Below are 18,443 nucleotides of genomic sequence, written 5' to 3' on the forward strand. Positions count from 1 at the left end.
TGGTGAGGTGGCCGAGAGGCTGAAGGCGCTCCCCTGCTAAGGGAGTATACGGTTTGTAGCCGTATCGAGGGTTCGAATCCCTCCTTCACCGCCATTCTTCTCTTCAAGTTCTTCTTGAGAAAGAAAGCCTGCGCGTCCGTAGCTCAGCTGGATAGAGTACCTGGCTACGAACCAGGCGGTCGGAGGTTCGAATCCTCCCGGACGCGCCATTATTTCTAAGTATCAATGGATTGTTACTTACGCCAATGTCGGAAACGCATTGGTCGTTAGGTGTTTCCTAACCAAAAACAGATTTTGCGCGCTCGTAGCTCAGCTGGATAGAGTACCTGGCTACGAACCAGGCGGTCGGAGGTTCGAATCCTCCCGAGCGCGCCATTCTTCTAATATATTCCCAAGTTTCGGAATATATAGCCTGCGCGTCCGTAGCTCAGCTGGATAGAGTACCTGGCTACGAACCAGGCGGTCGGAGGTTCGAATCCTCCCGGACGCGCCATTATTCCTAAGTATCAATGGATTGCTGCTTATGCCGATGACGGAAACGCATTGGCTGTTAGGTATTTCCTAACTAAACCGATTTTGCGCGCTCGTAGCTCAGCTGGATAGAGTACCTGGCTACGAACCAGGCGGTCGGAGGTTCGAATCCTCCCGAGCGCGCCATCATTACAACGTATTGCCATCAGGCGGTACTACAAACCGAATATTAGTGTGCGCTCGTAGCTCAGCTGGATAGAGTACCTGGCTACGAACCAGGCGGTCGGAGGTTCGAATCCTCCCGAGCGCGCCATTATTCAAATAGTCTGCATTATCAGATTATTGCCTGCGCGTCCGTAGCTCAGCTGGATAGAGTACCTGGCTACGAACCAGGCGGTCGGAGGTTCGAATCCTCCCGGACGCGCCATTATTGAAAAGCTCAGCCTCGGCTGGGCTTTTTTTCTATCTGCATCTTGTTGGCCTCATCCACTGGCTCCGCTATTTATTAATCCCATCTTGAACCCGCTTCTTTGCCATACACAAATACTTCACTCATTGCTTATTTACCTTTTCAACTTGCTCGAACTAACTTTTCACTTTGAATTTGAACTCAATAACAGATCCTAGCTTGCAACCTGATATAAGTTACAAAACAAGGACTTTGTTGTTTTAAGTGTTTGCTGCTTACGTTTACGTAAACGTAATTTGGCTGTGGAGGAGGGCGCTATACGGTGGCTAGAGAAGCGTTATCGTTATGCCGTCTTGAATTGGGCTGAATCAATACGGGGGATGAAGCACGATTTAAATGGCTTTTTGTAATTTTACGATCAAACCCACAGGAAAAGGTTAAATAACCACCATTGGTTGGTGTGTTGTTAATCAATTTGACATAAATTTACTTAACGTGGTATTTGTTAACCCGCCTATTACAAAATGAATGAAAGGAAGCATTATGGCAGATCTAGGTCCTTTGCTGTGGGAAGCGGCGACGATCATGGCTACTGGTATGGTCGTGGTTTTTCTGTTTCTTAGTATTTTGATCTATTTAGTGCAGCTGCTGGCCAAAATTGCGCCTAAAGAGACACCAGATGCGCCGGCACCTCGCCAGCCATCACCAGTTGCTGTTAATCACAGTGGTGTGCAACCAGAAGTTGTTGCGGCTATTTCAGCAGCGGTACATCGCTACCGTGGGCAGAAGGCCTAGGTGATAGCATTGCTGTCGCTGGAACATTGTGATTTTTAGGAAGTATTTTTTACAAGGAGTTTGTGAGCATGTCCAAGCCATTAGCAATCACTGACGTTGTGTTACGTGATGCCCACCAGTCGTTATTTGCTACCCGTCTTCGTATCGAAGACATGTTGCCAATTGCCGAGAAGCTCGATGAGGTCGGTTATTGGTCACTGGAAACCTGGGGTGGCGCTACTTTTGATGCCTGTATCCGTTATTTGGGTGAAGATCCATGGGAGCGCCTGCGTTTGCTTAAGCAAGCCATGCCGAAAACCCCGATGCAGATGTTGCTTCGCGGCCAGAACCTGTTGGGCTACCGCCACTATGCCGATGACGTGGTTGAAAAGTTTGTTGAGCGTGCCCACGCCAACGGGATGGATGTCTTCCGTATTTTCGATGCGATGAATGATGTCCGTAACTTCGAAAAGGCGGTCAAGGCCACTGTCGATGTTGGTGCCCATGCCCAGGGTACGATTTCCTATACCACCAGTCCGGTTCATAACCTCGATACCTGGACTGATTTGGCAAAAAGATTGGAAGATCTTGGCTGCCACTCTATTTGTATCAAGGACATGTCTGGCCTGCTCAAGCCTTATGAAGCGGAAGAGTTGGTCAAGCGTATCAAGGCCTCGTGTGACGTCCCGCTGGCGCTTCACTGTCATGCGACCACTGGCCTGTCGACGGCAACAGCGGTAAAAGCGGTTGAGGCCGGGTTGGATATCCTTGATACCGCCATCTCTTCGATGAGCCAGACCTATGGCCACACGCCGACAGAAACGGTTGTTGCTATGCTAGAGGGTACCGAGCGTGATACTAAGCTCGACCTGCAGCAGCTTGAGCCGATTGCTAGCTATTTCCGAGCGGTCCGCAAGAAGTACGCCAAGTTCGAAGGTAGCCTGAAAGGGGTTGATGCCCGTATCCTGCTTGCTCAGGTACCGGGAGGTATGCTGACCAATATGGAAAGCCAACTCAAAGAGCAAGGTGCGGCCGACCGCTTTGATGAAGTACTGGAAGAGATCCCTCGTGTGCGTGAAGATCTTGGCTTCATTCCGTTGGTCACCCCGACATCGCAAATTGTAGGTACTCAGTCGGTGATTAATGTATTGACTGGCGAGCGTTACAAGAGCATTAGCAAGGAAACTGCAGGGGTACTCAAAGGTGAATACGGCGCGACACCGGCTCCGGTTAATGCCGAGTTGCAAACCCGTGTACTAGAGGGAGCTGAGCCAATAACCTGCCGCCCTGCGGACTTGCTGGATGCTGAGTTAGATACGCTAACCACTGATTTGGTTACTAAGGCTAAATCAGACGGTATTGCATTAGCTGATGAACAGGTTGATGACGTACTGACCTATGCGTTGTTCCCTCAGGTTGGTTTGAACTTCTTGAAAAACCGTAACAACCCAGAGGCGTTTGAGCCTGCACCGGGCACTGAGCCGGAAGCTGCGGCTCCTGCGGTACAGGCTACACCTGCGGCAAGCGCTGCCACAGTCGAAGCTTATAGCGTTAAGGTTAACGGCCAGGTGTATAACGTTGAAGTGGGCCCTAGCGGTGAACTGACCTCGGTAGAGCCGGCGATGGCTAATGCCCCTGCTCCTGCTGTAGCGCCACAGGCGAGTACTGCCGAAGAATTACCAGCTCCACTGGCGGGCAATATCTTTAAGATCAATGTCCAGCCGGGCCAGCAAGTGTCTGAAGGCGACGTGCTGGTGATCCTCGAAGCGATGAAGATGGAAACCGAAGTTCGTGCAGCCCGTAGTGGTACCGTGCAAGATCTCCATGTCAAGGAAGGTGACTCAGTGGCTGTCGGCTCGCCGATCCTGAGCCTGGCATAAGAGGGAACCATGGACGGATTATTAACTCTCTGGAACGAGACGGGTATTGCCAACTTTGAGTTCGGCCAGTTGATCATGATGCTGGTTGGTGCTGGCCTGTTGTTCTTGGCGATCCGCAAGGGTTTCGAGCCCTTGCTGCTGTTGCCGATGGGCTTCGGTGCGATCTTGGCCAATATCCCTAATGCAGGCTTTACTGAGCCGGGTGGCCTGCTGTACTACATCTACTACATAGGGATCGAAACCGGGGTTTTCCCGCTGCTGATCTTTATGGGTGTGGGGGCAATGACAGATTTCGGGGCATTGATTGCCAATCCGAAGACCCTGTTGTTAGGGGCGGCAGCGCAGTTCGGGATCTTCTTCACCCTGTTTGGCGCAATTTTGCTAAATGCCGTGCCGGGCATGGAATTCACCTTGGCAGATGCTTCTTCTATCGCGATCATCGGTGGTGCGGATGGCCCGACAGCCATTTTCCTTGCTAGCCAACTGTCACCAGATTTGCTCGGTGCGATTGCGGTCGCGGCTTATAGCTATATGGCCTTGGTGCCTATCATTCAGCCACCGATCATGAAAGCGCTGACTACGCCGGAAGAGCGTCAGATCAAGATGCAGCAGCTACGTGAAGTGAGCAAAGCGGAGAAGATCCTTTTCCCGCTAGCCGTGTTGCTAATGACCATCTTGTTCCTGCCTGCAGCAACGCCGCTGGTCGGTATGTTCTGTTTAGGTAACCTGATGCGTGAATCCGGTGTGGTAGATCGCCTGTCAAATACCGTACAGAACGAGCTGATCAACATCGTGACTATCATGCTGGGCCTCGGTGTGGGTTCTAAACTTGCTGCCGAGCAGTTCCTGCGTTTCGAGACGCTGGGTATCTTGGTGCTGGGTGCGGTGGCATTCAGTGTCGGTACCGGTGGTGGTGTGTTGATGGCGAAAATGCTCAACCGATTCAGTAAGGAAGATATCAACCCGTTGATCGGGGCTGCTGGTGTGTCAGCGGTGCCGATGGCGGCGAGGGTGGTTAACAAGGTCGGCCTAGAAGCTAACCCACAGAACTTCCTATTGATGCATGCGATGGGGCCGAATGTTGCCGGGGTGCTGGGTTCAGCAGTCGCTGCCGGTATCCTGCTGGCATTGGTGGGTTAACTCAGCTGACAGCAAAATATCGCAACAATTTAAAACGGGCATCCTTCGGGTTGCCCGTTTTTTTTACCCCCAGATCGGGTAAGGTACAGCAACCATATCAATCAACTAGAACGATCAATGCTAGAGTTATTTAATGGCGAATCAGCCTTATGGGTGTTATTCACCACCGGTTTCTTGAGTGCAACCCTGTTACCGGGAGGTTCAGAAGCCAACCTTATTGCGACGTTGAAATTGGGGGATAACGCCGTTTGGCTGGTGGTCACCGTGGCAACAATCGGCAATACGTTGGGGGGAATGACCAACTATTGGCTGGGTAGATTGCTACCAGATAAAACTTCTAAAGAAAAACACGGTCATAAAGCTTTACTGTGGCTAAAAAAATACGGCTACTGGTCGTTGTTCTTCAGCTGGTTACCGATTATCGGTGATCCGTTGTGTCTGGCCGCAGGCTGGTTGCGGATGCGTCATTGGCTCAGCTTTCTTATCATCATGGTGGGAAAAGCGGCACGTTATACCGTACTAGCATTGTTGGTCCAAGGTTTATTATAAGGAAGGCATTGAGTGCAAAAGTGGATAGTGGGGATTGCGCTGATCTCACTGGCAGGCTGTAGCCAACTACAGTCTCAACAAGCCGGGGCGCCCGAGTTACCGCAAGGGGTGACATTCGTTGAACAGGTCAAGGCCAGTTCGTCTTCTGATACACCGGTTATCCCGTATTCCAAATACCAGTTGGCCAATGGGCTGACGGTGGTTCTCCATGAAGACCACTCTGACCCGCTGGTCCATGTTGATATGACTTACCATGTCGGCTCTGCCCGTGAGGAGCTAGGCAAATCCGGCTTTGCCCATTTCTTCGAACATATGATGTTTCAGGGCTCTGAGAATGTCGGCGATCAGGAACACTTCAAGCTGATCACCGAAGCCGGTGGTACGCTGAATGGCACCACCAACCGCGACCGGACTAATTATTTCCAAACGGTGCCGGCCAACCAGCTCGAAAAGATCTTGTGGCTGGAAGCCGACCGTATGGGGTTCCTGCTCGAAGCTGTCTCCCAGCGTAAATTTGAAATCCAGCGTGCGACGGTGAAAAACGAGCGTGCCCAGCGTTACGAGAACCGTCCGTACGGCCTGGTCTACGAGCGAATGGGGGAGGCCCTGTTCCCGCGCACCCATCCGTATTCTTGGCAGACTATCGGTTACATTGAAGATCTTAACCAGTTTGATGTAAATGACCTAAAGGCTTTCTTCCTACGTTGGTACGGCCCGAACAATGCCACCTTGACCGTCGGCGGTGACTTTGATGTCCAGCAGACTTTGGAATGGATCAACAAATACTACGGCAGTATTCCGCGTGGCCCCGAAGTCGAGAAGCCAGCCAAACAGCCGGTCACGGTTGAAAACGATCTCTACCTGACCCTGGAAGACCGGATCCAACAGCCAATGCTGTTGATGGCTTGGCCTACTTCTTACAACGGTGCCGAGGATGAAGCCTCGCTTGATATGCTGGCCCGTGTCATTGGTGGTGGCCGCAACAGCCTGATGTATCAGAACTTAGTGAAAACTGGCAAGGTTGTCGATGCAGGAGCGTTCCATGACTGTGCCGAGTTGGCGTGTACCATGTATGTTTACGCGATAGGCCAAAGCGGTAAGCAGGGTGATTTGAAAACACTTCGCGCCGAAGTCACTGGTATTCTCGATGGCCTTGAACAGCGGGGTGTATCCGCCAAAGAGCTTGAAGAGCTAAAAGGGATGGTTGAAGCCAATGCAATTTTCGGGCTGCAGAGTGTCAGCGGCAAGGTTTCTCAGCTCGCGTCCTATGAAACATTCTTCGATAATCCGGGCTATTTGGGTACAGAGCTTGGCAACCTGCGCGCAGTGACAACATCGAGCATGGAGCAAGCCTATGAGCGTTACATTAACGGGCATCCAAATGTGACACTCAGTGTGGTTCCTCGTGGCCGCACCAGCATTGAGGCAGCGAAACCTAACTTTACCCCGCCGCCACGGATTATCCCTGAATTTACCAAAGTTTCCGATGAGCAACTGCAAAAACAGATGCGAACAGCCGTGGATGATTTTGACCGCTCGGTAATGCCGCAGCCGTCCTCGCCAGTAGAGGCAGTCATGCCTGAGCTTTACCAGTTCGAGCTGGCTAATGGCATCAAGGTTCTGGCTACCGAGTACCGCGAGACACCGACGGTTGAATTGCAGATGGTCGTTCCGGCCGGTCGCCGTTTTGAACCTGAAGGCAAGGCGGGTTTGGCGAAGATGACCGCCAGTATGATGGCAGAGGCCTCCCAGAAGTCGACCGTGGAAGAGTTATCTTCTCGCCTTGATCGCTTGGGCAGTACTGTTAGCTTCTCGGCTGGCAAGTACGGCACGGTGATATCCGTGACGTCATTGACTAAGTATCTGCCGGAGACGCTGGATATTATGCAGGAACGTTTGTTCCAGCCAGCGTTTAACCAAGCTGATTTTGATCGCGTCAAGCAGCAGGCCCTTGAAGGGATTATCTACGAGCACCAGCGTCCGTCATGGATGGCTGGGCAGGCCACACGTGAAATCTTGTTTGGTGGCACCACATTCAGCCTACCACCTGAAGGTACCAATGCATCGCTTGAGTCGATCACGCTGGATGATGTCAAAGCCTTCTACCGCCGTTACTACACTCCAAATGGTGCAGATATTGTGGTCGTGGGGGACATTGACAAGGCTAAGCTGAGCTCGTCGCTAGGTTTCCTTGCCGATTGGCAGGGCATGCCGAAACCGACGTATGTCACACCGGAACTGCCGACGCTGCCGAAGCAAACGGTATGGCTAGTGGACAAACCGGGGGCGCCGCAGACAGTGATCCGTCTAGCAAGGCAGGGGTTGCCGTTTGATGCCACCGGTGAGCTGTATGAGACCCAGTTGGCTAATTTCAACTTGGCTGGCAACTTCAATAGCCGAATTAACCTTAACTTGCGAGAAGACAAAGGTTATACCTACGGTGCTGGTGGTTATCAGAGTGGCGGGAAAGAAGTTGGCCTGTCCGTCTACTACGCCCAGGTGAGGGCTGATGCGACCCTGCCTTCGGTTAAGGAGTTCCTTAACGAGCTTGAGAAGATGTCAAGTGAAGGGGTAACAGACGAAGAGCTTAGCTTCATGCGCTTGGCGGTAGGGCAGAAAGATGCCTTGAATTACGAAACCCCGAGCAAGAAGGCACAGCTACTCGGCCAGATCCTGACATACTCGTTGCCAGAGAACTTTGTCGATACCCGTAATGATATCGTAGCCTCGATTACCAAAGCGCGGATCGACGAGTTGGCTGCCAAGTGGTTCAACCCGGCCGATTACCAAATCATCGTTGTCGGTGATGCGGCAAGCCTGAAGCCGCAACTAGAGACCCTTGGCTTACCCGTCAAGTCGCTCTCGCCTACGATGTAACTTTATCGAAGCCGGCTCTATGCCGGCTTTATTTTTTGATTTTGTTCCGGTCAGCGAGATTGTTACCTATAGGTAAAAGAGTTTCGTTGCGATAATCATGGTAATCACTATCAATTATGATTAATCTACCGGACTGAGTTGTTGAAGATTGAGAATCACAGTAATGGATTTTTCACAAAGGCTGCTAAAAGTTGCGGCTAATCCTGATGCCCTGACCCAACTAGGGCGAGGTCTTGAGCGTGAAGCCCTGCGTATTACCCCGAACGGAAAGCTATCTGGTGAACCTCACCCGGCAGCGCTGGGATCGGCGTTGACCAACAAATGGGTCACGACAGATTTTGCTGAGCCATTGCTGGAGTTTATTACGCCTGTATCTCAGGATGTCGATCACTTGCTGTCACAGCTAAGTGATATTCATCAGTTTACCTACAGCAAGCTGGGTGACGAGAAACTCTGGCCGATGTCTATGCCGTGTGTGGTGGGGGATCAAGATGAGATCACCTTGGCCCAGTATGGCAGTTCGAACAGTGGCCGAATGAAAACCCTGTACCGCGAGGGCCTCAAGCGCCGTTACGGCAGCATTATGCAGGTCATTTCCGGGGTGCACTTCAATTTTTCCTTCCCAGAAACATTCTGGGATGCATTGTTCGGTGAACAATCAGAGCAGGCCCGCCAAGATGCGGTTTCTGATGCCTATTTCGGTTTGATCCGGAACTACTACCGTTTTGGTTGGTTGATCCCATACCTGTTCGGTGCATCCCCTGCGCTGTGTGGATCTTTCCTTGAGAATACCGAATCCAAGCTGGATTTTGAAAAGATCGGCTGTGGTACCTACTTCTTGCCAAACGCAACCGCGTTGCGCTTGAGTGACTTGGGCTATACCAACCATGAACAGAGCTCGCTCAAGATCGGGTTCAATGGTTTGGAGCAGTATCTTGATGGCCTAAGAAAGGCCATCCGTACCCCATCGGCAGAATTTGCCAAGATCGGCGTTAAAGTGGACGGTGAATACCGCCAGTTGAACGACAACGTACTGCAGATTGAAAACGAGCTGTATGCACCTATCCGTCCTAAGCGCGTGGCGCAAAGCGGCGAGAAGCCGTCTGAAGCCTTGAGCCGTGGCGGGGTGGAATATATCGAAGTGCGTTCATTGGATGTGAACCCATTCAGCCCAATCGGTATTACTGCCGATCAGGTGCGTTTCTTGGATATGTTCTTAACTTGGGCGGTGCTGTCACCATCGGCTTCGATGGATGATGCCGAACTGGAGTGCTGGCGCGATAACTGGAACCGTGTGGTACTTGATGGCCGTAACCCAGACTTGATGCTCAAGATTGGCTGTAATGGCGAACGCTTGTCAGTAAAAGACTGGGGTACCCGAGTCTTTGGTGAGTTGGCTGATGTGGCCAAGGCTATGGATGCTGCTGCCGGTAACACTGTTTACCAAGAAACACTGGCTCGTCTGCAGACGTGGATTGAGCAACCGGAATTGACACTATCGGCACAGTTGCTTGATGCAATCAGGGCGCAAAATGGCATTGGTTCTGTAGGTGAAAACTTGGCAACCGAACATGCTAATGGCCTAAATGATCGCCAGTACCAGTTCTACTCAGAGGATGTATTTGAACAGGAAGCGGTAGCATCGGTGGATCGCCAGCAGCAGATCGAAAACAGTGATGAGCTGTCTTTTGATGCGTTTCTTGATGCGTATTTCGCTGATATAAAATAAAAAAAGAGGGCAGCGACCTTGCTGCCCGATAATTCATTTCGCAGGGATGATAGCAGCGCTTGGCTGCCATCATATATTCAGACCACAAGGACGGCGTGAAGTTCCATGTTTGCCCATTTGAAGGCTGAAAAATCTACTATGTCGCGGATAGCGCTGATTTTTTTTAGCGCTGTTATTCTTTCAGGCTGTGCGACGCCTCCCCCCAAAGATCATAACAACCTCTGCAATATCTTCCGTGAGTACCCGAAATGGTACGAAGCCGCTCTGGATATGGAAGATGAATGGGGTACACCAATGCAAGTTGCCATGGCGTTTGTGAAACAGGAAAGTAGCTATCGTCATGATGCGAGGCCTCCCAAGAACTATGTATTGGGCTTTATCCCATGGGGACGGGTGAGTAGTGCCTATGGTTATGCCCAAGCGCAGGATCCTGCTTGGTCTGATTACCAGAAAGCGACAGGTAATGGCGGCTCGCGAACCAATTTTGCTGACTCTCTGATGTTTATTGGTTGGTATACCCATGAAACCCAGCGCCAGCTAGGGATCTCCAAGTGGGATGCCTATAACCAATACCTTGCTTATCATGATGGCCGTGGAGGTTATCGCCGCGGGACCTACAAGTCGAAGCCGACCTTGCTGAGGGTATCCCGCCGGGTCGAGCAGCAAGCCAAGGATTATGGTTGGCAGCTCAAGCAGTGCCGTCAGGAGCTGGAAGATAACCGTAGCTGGTGGCCGTTCTAACCCCAGAGCATTAGGCGATCAGAAAACCCACTTGCTGGGTTGCCGCGGTGTGATATAACTTTTAATACGATTCTAAGTTACGGGCGGTTAGTTATCCCCGTAACTAGGCCAAGGAGTAAGGAAGCAATGCCACTATTAGACAGTTTCACCGTTGACCATACCCGCATGCATGCACCGGCTGTACGGGTAGCAAAAACCATGCAAACCCCGAAAGGCGATACCATTACGGTTTTCGACCTACGCTTCTGCCGTCCGAATGCAGATATCCTGAGTGAGCGTGGGATCCATACTCTGGAGCACCTCTATGCAGGGTTCATGCGTAATCACCTCAATTCCGATCAGGTAGAAATCATCGATATCTCACCAATGGGGTGCCGTACAGGTTTCTATATGAGCCTGATTGGCACGCCTAGCGAGCAGCAGGTTGCCGACAGCTGGACTGCTGCGATGGAAGATGTACTTAAGGTTGAGTCACAGGACAAGATCCCTGAGCTGAATGAGTACCAGTGCGGTACTTTCACCATGCACTCGCTAGATGATGCTAAGGAAATTGCCCGTCATATCCTTGAGCAGGGTATTGCGGTCAACCAGAATGATGAGTTGGCGTTGCCTGAATCTATGCTTCAGGAACTTAGCGTCAAGTAACTCACGCTGAGACGAACCGCTAGCGATGAGCTAGACATGAAAAAGCCGGCGACTGCCGGCTTTGTTATATTGAAAAGGTTGCTGGCAAGGCAGGATCAGCCTGTTTTCTTAAGCTGATTGGGCAGTACCCGTACTTGCTTGATCATATTGTCGGAGACTTCGATGATTTCCATCTGGTAACCGGCTACCTCAATACTCAACTGGCTATCGGGGATGTCTTCAAGGTGCTCCAGAATCAAACCATTGAGGGTACGAGGGCCATCTGTTGGCAGTCCCCAGTTGAGGCTCTTGTTCAAATCGCGAATATTGGCACTGCCTTCGATCATTAGGCTACCGTCTGGCTGCGGGGTAATTTCCTCGGCCAAGGTCGGGCTGATCGATGTGGTGAACTCACCGACAATTTCTTCCAAGATATCTTCGAGGGTGATCAGGCCCTGGATATCGCCATACTCATCAACAATCAGGCCAATACGTTCTTTGTTGCGTTGGAACTTCAGTAGCTGGATATTGAGCGGTGTCCCTTCCGGAATAAAGTACACTTCATCTGCTGCGCGCAGCAGGTTTTCTTTACTGAAGTCATTCTTGTCCATCATCAGGCGGTAGGCTTCACGAACCCGAAGCATACCGACCACTTCATCGATGGTATCGCGGTAGAGCACAATACGGCCGTGAGCCGAGTGGCTGAGCTGGCGCACGATCGACTTCCAGTCATCATTGACGTTGATAGCAGCGATTTCGTTACGCGGTATCATCAAATCTTCCACGGTGACATTTTCCAAGTCGAGGATTGACAGCAACATGTCTTGGTGGCGCCTCGGGATAAGGCCTCCGGCCTCATTCACAACCGTGCGTAATTCATCCGAGCTAAGTTTGCCGTCATTGGATTTATCAACACGCAGGCCAAGCAACAGCAAGAAGCCGTTGGTGATGCCGTTGACAAACCAAACGAGTGGATAAAGCAGTTTCATCAGCAACTTCAGTACGATACTGCTAGCAAAGGAGATCCGCTCGGGATAAAGGGTCGCGAGGGTCTTCGGTGTTACCTCGGCAAAGACCAGTACCACCAAGGTCAGAGCACCGGTTGCGATGGCCACACCCATATCACCATAGAGGCGCATACCGAGGATGGTCGCAATAGCCGAAGCGAGAATATTGACGAGGTTATTACCGATCAGGATCAGGCCAATCAACCTATCCGGACGCGAAAGGAGCTTCTCGACCCGCTTGGCCCCCCGGTGTCCCTGGTTGGCCAGATGTCTCAGCTTATAGCGGTTGAGAGACATCATCCCGGTTTCAGAGCCGGAAAAATATCCGGAAATAACAAGAAGCAATATCAGGAGAGAGAATAGAATCCCCGTGGATATATCGTCCAAAAACCTATTTCCTTAACGTTTCTGTTACTTGAACTTTGTACCCAGACGCACTGGGTGTCAATGAATGGGGCAAGGATTTATGCCCCAATAATGATTTCTTTGACGAAGCGGCTGCCAAAATAGGCCAGCGTCAAGAGGAAGGCACCTACCATACTGAACCAGACAACCCGGCGTCCACGCCAGCCTTTCTGGTAATGTCCCCACAGCAGCACAGAATAGACACACCAAGCTAACAGCGAGAAGACGGCCTTGTGGGTTTTGCCTTGTGCTAGCATATCTTGGATAAAGATAAATCCAGTCACCAAGGTGACGGTCAACAGTGAATTACCGACCAAAATGATCTTGAAAAGTTGTCTTTCTACCATCATTAAAGGAGGAATGTTCGGGTTTATCAGCAGGCTCTTTTTATTCTTTAGCTTGTGATCCAACCAAGCCAACTGAATTGCGTATAAGGTAGCAATCATCAGGGTTGAGTAGGAGAACAGGGCCAGTGAGATATGTAAGAGCACTTCTGGATGGGTTTCCAGGTGGGTAATGAATGCACCAGGTAGAAATGTCGCTGCTGTGAGGTTTATCGCAGCAAAGCTGTAGACCACTGGCAGCAGGAACCAGACCCGCATTTTTAGCATGGCACCGGTTGTGATGGCTGCAATCAGTAAACTGATCAGCGAAGCCACGTTCAAAATACTGAGGTTTTGTCCCTGTCCACCCAGAATGAGATCTTTGAGCAGCAGGATATGCAGGGCAATAGCGGCCACAGCAAACACAAAGACCGGTTTGGTCTTGATGCCGTTGCTGTTGGTAAGGCCCGGTACAACCAGCCCTAGGGCAAGAAAGTAAAGGCATGCCGCTATGACGGCAATCAACATATCCATAGTAAACTTAACTATTTAAGATGGTAAGAGTTCGCAATTATACCTTGCTAGCCGCCCTCTCGCCATGATAAAGCGAGATCAATGGCCTACTGAAGCCGTTTTATCAGGTTATATCACAGTGAAAGTGTCCGTCAGGGCATGAAAGCAGGGTAAGGATTGCGTTATACTAGCCAGATCATATCGATTAGTTGCGTAACGAGCGAGTAGCACATGTTCGAAAATTTAACGGAGCGTTTATCGCGAACGCTTAAGAATGTCAGTGGCCGTGGCCGCCTGACGGACGACAACATCAAGGATACGCTGCGTGAAGTACGTATGGCGTTACTCGAGGCTGATGTTGCGCTTCCTGTTGTCCGTGACTTCGTCAAGCGCGTCAAGGAACGTGCGGTAGGTACCGAAGTATCGAAGAGCCTGACTCCGGGCCAGGAATTTATCAAGATCGTGCAAGCTGAGCTTGAAGCGGTCATGGGTGAAGGTAATGAAGACCTGAACCTTGCCAGCCAGCCGCCAGCGGTTATCTTGATGGCCGGTCTGCAGGGTGCCGGTAAAACCACCAGTGTCGGTAAGCTGAGTAAGCTGCTTAAAGAGCGCCAGAAAAAGAAAGTCATGGTTGTCTCTGCCGACGTATACCGCCCAGCGGCGATCAAACAGCTAGAAACCCTGGCCAATGACTTGGGTGTTGATTTCTTCCCGTCGACGCCAGACCAGAAGCCGGTAGATATCGTTACTGCCGCGCATGCTGAAGCCAAGCTGAAATTCTACGATGTCCTGATTGTCGATACCGCGGGTCGCCTGCACGTTGACGGCGAAATGATGGACGAAATCAAGGATGTCCATAAGGCTATCAACCCAGTCGAAACCCTATTCGTGGTTGATGCCATGACGGGGCAAGATGCCGCCAACACAGCAAAAGCTTTCGACGAAGCGCTGCCGTTGACCGGTGTGATCCTGACCAAGGTCGATGGTGATGCCCGTGGTGGTGCCGCGCTATCTGTACGTCATATCACTGGTAAGCCAATCAAGTTCTTGGGTATTGGTGAGAAGACCGATGCTCTAGAACCTTTCCACCCAGACCGTGTAGCTTCACGTATCCTTGGTATGGGTGACGTACTGTCTCTGATCGAAGATCTAGAGCGTAACGTCGATAAGGAAAAAGCCGAACAGCTTGCGAAGAAATTCAAAGAGAAGAAGGGCTTTGACCTGGAAGACTTCCGCGGCCAGCTGCAGCAGATGAAGAGCATGGGCGGCATGATGGGCATGATGGACAAGCTGCCGGGTATGTCCCAGCTACCAGAGAATGTCAAAGATCAGGTTGACGACAAGATGTTCAACCAGATGGAAGCGATCATCAACTCGATGACGCCGAAGGAGCGTGAGCGCCCTGAGCTTATCAAAGGCTCGCGCAAGAAGCGTATCGCCTTGGGTTCTGGTACCCAGGTCCAGGATGTTAACCGCCTGCTCAAGCAGTTCACCCAGATGCAGAAGATGATGAAGAAGATGCAGAAGGGCGGAATGAAGAACATGATGCGCAATATGAAAGGCATGATGCCTGGCGGCGGCATGGGCGGAATGTTCGGTCGCTAAGCCGCAAACTCTCACTAAATCATTGAGCTTGGGTAAGTCAACATAATTAAACTGGTGAAAATTTAGCTAAAGCGGTTGCATTCGTCAGTTTAAAGAGTAAAATTCCCGAGCTTAATTTGGCACGGGCCCCGTTAGTATCCCTGGCGGGGCCGATTTCATTTACAGTAATGCAAAGAGGACGATATGGTTACCATTCGTTTGGCACGTCACGGCGCTAAGAAGCGTCCATTCTATCAAATCGTTGTTGCTGACTCTCGCGCTGCTCGCGACGGTCGTAACATTGAAAAAATTGGTTTCTTCAACCCGCTAGCTAAGGGTCAGGAAGAACGTCTACGTCTTGACCTTGACCGTGTTAATCACTGGGTTGGTCTAGGCGCAACTGTGTCTGACCGCGCAGCTAAGCTAATCAAAGACGCTGCTAAAGCGGCTTAATTAGCATGTCAGGTAATAGAGAAGCAATGAGTACACAAGACCGCATTATTGTTGGCAAACTTGGTTCCACTTATGGCATCAAGGGTTGGCTCAAAGTTTTTTCTTACACCGAAGAAGCTGAAAGCATTTTTTCCTACCAGCCTTGGTTTATCAAAGTTAAGGGTGAGTGGAAGGAGTTCCGCGTTGAATCGTGGAAACGCCATGGTCAGGGGTTAGTCGCTAAGCTTGAAGGTCTGGATATCCGTGAGGATGCCCAGAAATTCACTAATGCTGAAGTCTACGTTTTGGCAGAACAACTACCAGCACTGTCAGATGACGAGTTCTACTGGCGTGAGTTGTATGGAATGACAGTGGTCACTACCGAAGGTTACGACCTAGGTAAAGTCACTGACATCCTGGAAACAGGTTCCAACGACGTCTTGGTAGTCAAAGCCAACCTGAAGGATGCTTTTGGCCAGAAGGAACGTTTAATCCCGTTCCTCGATGAGCAGGTCATCAAGTCGATTGATCGCACTGCTCAGCGGATCGAAGTTGACTGGGATCCTGGATTTTAATCCCCGGTAATAGGTGAACAAATGAAGGTAGGCATAATCAGCCTGTTTCCTGACATGTTTAATGCCATTACCAATTTTGGGGTAACAGGCCAGGCGGTAAAAAAAGGCCTCTTGTCAGTGGAAACGTGGAATCCTCGTGATTTTACCCACGACAAACACCGGACGGTTGATGATCGACCATACGGTGGCGGACCAGGCATGTTGATGATGGTACAGCCTTTGCGCGATGCCATTCACACAGCCAAGCAATCCGTTGAAGGCCAGGCTAAAGTGATTTACCTATCACCTCAGGGCCGTAAGCTTGATCAAGCGGGTGTTGAGGAGCTGGCGCAGAACGAGAATCTAATTCTTATCTGTGGCCGCTACGAAGGGGTAGATGAGCGCATTATCCAACAAGAGGTAGACGAAGAATGGTCTATCGGCGATTTTGTGCTGACGGGTGGCGAACTGCCAGCCATGACCTTGGTCGATGCAGTCGTCCGGTTTGTACCGGGTGTGCTGGGTGACTTTGCGTCAGCGGAAGAAGACTCTTTCGCCAATGGCTTGCTAGATTGCCCTCATTATACGCGTCCTGAAGTGTTGGACGGGCAGGAAGTCCCTAAGGTCTTGTTGTCTGGCAACCACAAGGATATTAGCCGCTGGCGGTTGAAACAATCGTTGGGCCGAACCTGGCTGAGAAGACCAGAGCTCCTGGAAAACCTAGCTCTGACTGACGATCAGGAATTCTTGCTGGCGGAGTTTATCCGCGAACATAAAGCAAGCATTTAATTAATTTAGTATCAGTTTATTCTAGGGTATATACCAAATGAGTAATATCATCAAAGCTCTTGAGCAAGAGCAAATGAAAAATGACCTACCAGAATTCGCACCAGGTGACACTGTTGTTGTTCAGGTTAAGGTAAAAGAAGGTAACCGCGAGCGTCTACAGGCTTTCGAAGGCGTTGTAATCGCTAAGCGTAACCGTGGTCTACATTCTGCGTTCACTGTTCGTAAGATCTCGAACGGTGAAGGCGTTGAGCGTGCGTTCCAAACTCACTCTCCAATCGTTGACAGCATTACTGTTAAACGTCGTGGTGCAGTACGTCGTGCCAAGTTGTACTACCTACGTGAGCGTTCAGGTAAATCTGCACGTATCCGCGAGAAGCTTACTTCTAAGTAATTCGCGACGCGTAAGACGTTTAATGAAAAAGCCCACCGCAAGGTGGGCTTTTTTTATCTCTTGCTTTTATATTGATCGTTGTCGATCAAGTTGAAAGAGGAGAAGTGACAGATAAACAAACTCAAGTGTATGGTACCCAAGACCTTTCTCGAGGGCATGCAAAACCACCTCTATTCAGTAGGCGGATCTTTTACTTAGCTTATTGACAGGCTTAATTATTCGAGTTCAAGTATTTACGCTTGTAATCTGATGAACGCGCAAAGACGATAGTCGGTAGCACTACAAATAATAAACCTAATACAAAGAGAAGGTTCTCGTTTGCCAGCAATTGATAGCAACTGACGACAAATACTGCCAGTACTACTAGCATGTTTGCGTAATGTATTATTGGATGGTTCACTGCAAAGTGAGCATAAGCCCTGAACATGCTCTTTCCCTCTTCGATATGTCTTTTGTCGTAAAATTTATTTTTAAATATGATTATTTGTTGCGTTTCAAAGTGCAGTAATAAATGATTAGGCACTTTCATGCAAAAGTGTGTTAAGAGTCAATCTATTGACACTGCTATTGCTTATATATAATAGCTGAACTAAAGGCTAAATGTCACTCACGAGAAATAATTTACGGACCTCATCAAAGAAATAAATCGACCGAATTAAAATAGGTTTAAGTATTAGCTGAAATATATTTTTTATTTTAAATCAATATATTGCGCCATGTAAGGACGATTATGGTGTCTTGAATTTTAATCATTTTTGTATGTCAATCAAGGCATATTTAATATTTTGCTTTTTTTTTAATCGGATATTCCAATGAAAAAATTTAAGTAAATATATGTGTCTTTTTTATGGTTAGCACTGATATGTTTTTCCTTCACACCTGCCAACAGTAATTACACTCCGGCGAAAAAAGCACTCTAAAAAAGATAAGGCCTAACAATGTGAGTATCTTTGGGCTTGGTAACATGGAAGGTACTCTCAGGTGATTTTTTAATGGGAAAATATATTAGGGATAGGCAGCATACGTTACAGCTGTATATAAGCCCTCACCGATATCGACTCTAATATCCTCGCTTGAGGAGATACCCAAAAGGGACTCCAAAATCCGTCCGACAAACATAAGAAAACCAGCCTTGCGGCTGGTTTTTGTGTTTGGTGCGCCGAGCATGGTGTCAACCTAGGAGGTGAAAGTCCTCTACGGGCTCAGTCGAGCGAGAACCGTTAGCCTATGCAAGGGTGTTCATCGTGAGGT

15 protein-coding genes and 7 tRNA genes are annotated in these 18,443 nt (G+C 49.9%); 20 read left to right on the forward strand and 2 right to left on the reverse strand.

The annotated features are described in order from the left end of the window. The first annotated feature begins 1 nt into the window (after window position 1). The 15 genes from BIZ37_RS23100 (at window position 2) to luxS (ending at window position 11,215) form a co-directional block, all read left to right on the forward strand. Window positions 2-94: transfer RNA gene (locus BIZ37_RS23100), tRNA-Ser, on the forward strand. Window positions 95-132: 38 nt separating this feature from the next. Next, window positions 133-209, forward strand: a tRNA-Arg gene (locus BIZ37_RS23105). An 89-nt stretch (window positions 210-298) separates the two neighbouring features. Further along, window positions 299-375, forward strand: a tRNA-Arg gene (locus BIZ37_RS23110). Window positions 376-416: 41 nt separating this feature from the next. Further along, window positions 417-493, forward strand: a tRNA-Arg gene (locus tag BIZ37_RS23115). Window positions 494-580: 87 nt separating this feature from the next. Next, window positions 581-657 (forward strand) — tRNA-Arg (locus tag BIZ37_RS23120). A gap of 50 nt (window positions 658-707) precedes the next feature. Beyond that, a tRNA-Arg gene (locus BIZ37_RS23125) sits at window positions 708-784 on the forward strand. A 37-nt stretch (window positions 785-821) separates the two neighbouring features. Next, window positions 822-898 (forward strand) — tRNA-Arg (locus BIZ37_RS23130). 525 nt (window positions 899-1,423) lie between these two features. After that, on the forward strand, window positions 1,424-1,675 hold the full coding sequence (locus BIZ37_RS23135) for an oxaloacetate decarboxylase subunit gamma (RefSeq protein ID WP_187463517.1): 252 nt from the start codon (window positions 1,424-1,426) through the stop codon (window positions 1,673-1,675). 68 nt (window positions 1,676-1,743) lie between these two features. Continuing rightward, a complete protein-coding gene (gene oadA, locus BIZ37_RS23140; protein ID WP_187463518.1) occupies window positions 1,744-3,534 on the forward strand; it encodes a sodium-extruding oxaloacetate decarboxylase subunit alpha in 1,791 nt (596 codons plus the stop codon). 9 nt (window positions 3,535-3,543) lie between these two features. Further along, a complete protein-coding gene (locus BIZ37_RS23145; RefSeq protein WP_107300799.1) occupies window positions 3,544-4,674 on the forward strand; it encodes a sodium ion-translocating decarboxylase subunit beta in 1,131 nt (376 codons plus the stop codon). 117 nt (window positions 4,675-4,791) lie between these two features. Next, window positions 4,792-5,223, forward strand: coding sequence for a YqaA family protein (locus tag BIZ37_RS23150; RefSeq protein ID WP_187463519.1), 432 nt, complete (start codon window positions 4,792-4,794; stop codon window positions 5,221-5,223). A gap of 12 nt (window positions 5,224-5,235) precedes the next feature. Then, window positions 5,236-8,100 carry a pitrilysin family protein gene (locus BIZ37_RS23155; RefSeq protein ID WP_187463520.1) on the forward strand — a complete coding sequence of 955 codons (2,865 nt, stop codon included), beginning with the start codon at window positions 5,236-5,238 and terminating at the stop codon, window positions 8,098-8,100. 163 nt (window positions 8,101-8,263) lie between these two features. Next, a complete protein-coding gene (gene gshA / locus BIZ37_RS23160; RefSeq protein ID WP_187463521.1) occupies window positions 8,264-9,829 on the forward strand; it encodes a glutamate--cysteine ligase in 1,566 nt (521 codons plus the stop codon). A 138-nt stretch (window positions 9,830-9,967) separates the two neighbouring features. Then, a complete protein-coding gene (locus tag BIZ37_RS23165) occupies window positions 9,968-10,570 on the forward strand; it encodes a hypothetical protein (RefSeq protein ID WP_187463524.1) in 603 nt (200 codons plus the stop codon). A gap of 126 nt (window positions 10,571-10,696) precedes the next feature. Then, window positions 10,697-11,215: an S-ribosylhomocysteine lyase gene (gene luxS / locus BIZ37_RS23170; RefSeq protein WP_107300795.1), complete on the forward strand. Its 519-nt coding sequence runs from the start codon at window positions 10,697-10,699 to the stop codon at window positions 11,213-11,215. 95 nt (window positions 11,216-11,310) lie between these two features. Here the strand turns inward: luxS and BIZ37_RS23175 are convergent, their stop codons facing one another. Beyond that, window positions 11,311-12,588, reverse strand: a complete 1,278-nt coding sequence (locus BIZ37_RS23175; RefSeq protein ID WP_187463522.1) for an HlyC/CorC family transporter — start codon at window positions 12,586-12,588, stop codon at window positions 11,311-11,313. Window positions 12,589-12,665: 77 nt separating this feature from the next. Further along, entirely contained in the window at window positions 12,666-13,463 is a 798-nt protein-coding gene (locus BIZ37_RS23180) for an inner membrane protein YpjD (RefSeq protein WP_107300793.1), read from the reverse strand. Window positions 13,464-13,673: 210 nt separating this feature from the next. Between BIZ37_RS23180 and ffh the strand changes: the two genes are divergently transcribed. The 5 genes from ffh (at window position 13,674) to rplS (ending at window position 17,192) form a co-directional block, all read left to right on the forward strand. Beyond that, the gene (ffh, locus tag BIZ37_RS23185) at window positions 13,674-15,047 is read left to right on the forward strand and encodes a signal recognition particle protein (protein ID WP_187463523.1); all 1,374 of its coding nucleotides are present in this window, start codon (window positions 13,674-13,676) and stop codon (window positions 15,045-15,047) included. Between the two features lie 183 nt (window positions 15,048-15,230). Further along, window positions 15,231-15,479 (forward strand): 30S ribosomal protein S16, encoded by a 249-nt coding sequence (gene rpsP / locus BIZ37_RS23190; protein WP_039468642.1) that lies wholly within the window; start codon window positions 15,231-15,233, stop codon window positions 15,477-15,479. Beyond that, window positions 15,479-16,033, forward strand: coding sequence for a ribosome maturation factor RimM (gene rimM / locus BIZ37_RS23195; RefSeq protein ID WP_187463525.1), 555 nt, complete (start codon window positions 15,479-15,481; stop codon window positions 16,031-16,033). Before rpsP ends, rimM begins: the two co-directional genes overlap by 1 nt. A gap of 21 nt (window positions 16,034-16,054) precedes the next feature. Further along, a complete protein-coding gene (trmD, locus tag BIZ37_RS23200; RefSeq protein ID WP_039468645.1) occupies window positions 16,055-16,801 on the forward strand; it encodes a tRNA (guanosine(37)-N1)-methyltransferase TrmD in 747 nt (248 codons plus the stop codon). A 37-nt stretch (window positions 16,802-16,838) separates the two neighbouring features. Beyond that, window positions 16,839-17,192: a 50S ribosomal protein L19 gene (rplS, locus tag BIZ37_RS23205; protein WP_039468648.1), complete on the forward strand. Its 354-nt coding sequence runs from the start codon at window positions 16,839-16,841 to the stop codon at window positions 17,190-17,192. Window positions 17,193-18,443: the final 1,251 nt, after the last annotated feature.

It is taken from the genome of Photobacterium sp. BZF1 (genome assembly GCF_014349205.1).
Lineage (GTDB): Bacteria > Pseudomonadota > Gammaproteobacteria > Enterobacterales > Vibrionaceae > Photobacterium.

Bases quoted from the DNA above. Each gene is read 5' to 3' on its own strand.
- BIZ37_RS23135 (WP_187463517.1), top strand. From the start codon at position 1,424: ATGGCAGATCTAGGTCCTTTGCTGTGGGAAGCGGCGACGATCATGGCT.
- oadA (WP_187463518.1), top strand. From the start codon at position 1,744: ATGTCCAAGCCATTAGCAATCACTGACGTTGTGTTACGTGATGCCCAC.
- BIZ37_RS23145 (WP_107300799.1), top strand. From the start codon at position 3,544: ATGGACGGATTATTAACTCTCTGGAACGAGACGGGTATTGCCAACTTT.
- BIZ37_RS23150 (WP_187463519.1), top strand. From the start codon at position 4,792: ATGCTAGAGTTATTTAATGGCGAATCAGCCTTATGGGTGTTATTCACC.
- gshA (WP_187463521.1), top strand. From the start codon at position 8,264: ATGGATTTTTCACAAAGGCTGCTAAAAGTTGCGGCTAATCCTGATGCC.
- BIZ37_RS23165 (WP_187463524.1), top strand. From the start codon at position 9,968: ATGTCGCGGATAGCGCTGATTTTTTTTAGCGCTGTTATTCTTTCAGGC.
- luxS (WP_107300795.1), top strand. From the start codon at position 10,697: ATGCCACTATTAGACAGTTTCACCGTTGACCATACCCGCATGCATGCA.
- BIZ37_RS23180 (WP_107300793.1), bottom strand. From the start codon at position 13,463: ATGGATATGTTGATTGCCGTCATAGCGGCATGCCTTTACTTTCTTGCC.
- ffh (WP_187463523.1), top strand. From the start codon at position 13,674: ATGTTCGAAAATTTAACGGAGCGTTTATCGCGAACGCTTAAGAATGTC.
- rpsP (WP_039468642.1), top strand. From the start codon at position 15,231: ATGGTTACCATTCGTTTGGCACGTCACGGCGCTAAGAAGCGTCCATTC.
- trmD (WP_039468645.1), top strand. From the start codon at position 16,055: ATGAAGGTAGGCATAATCAGCCTGTTTCCTGACATGTTTAATGCCATT.
- rplS (WP_039468648.1), top strand. From the start codon at position 16,839: ATGAGTAATATCATCAAAGCTCTTGAGCAAGAGCAAATGAAAAATGAC.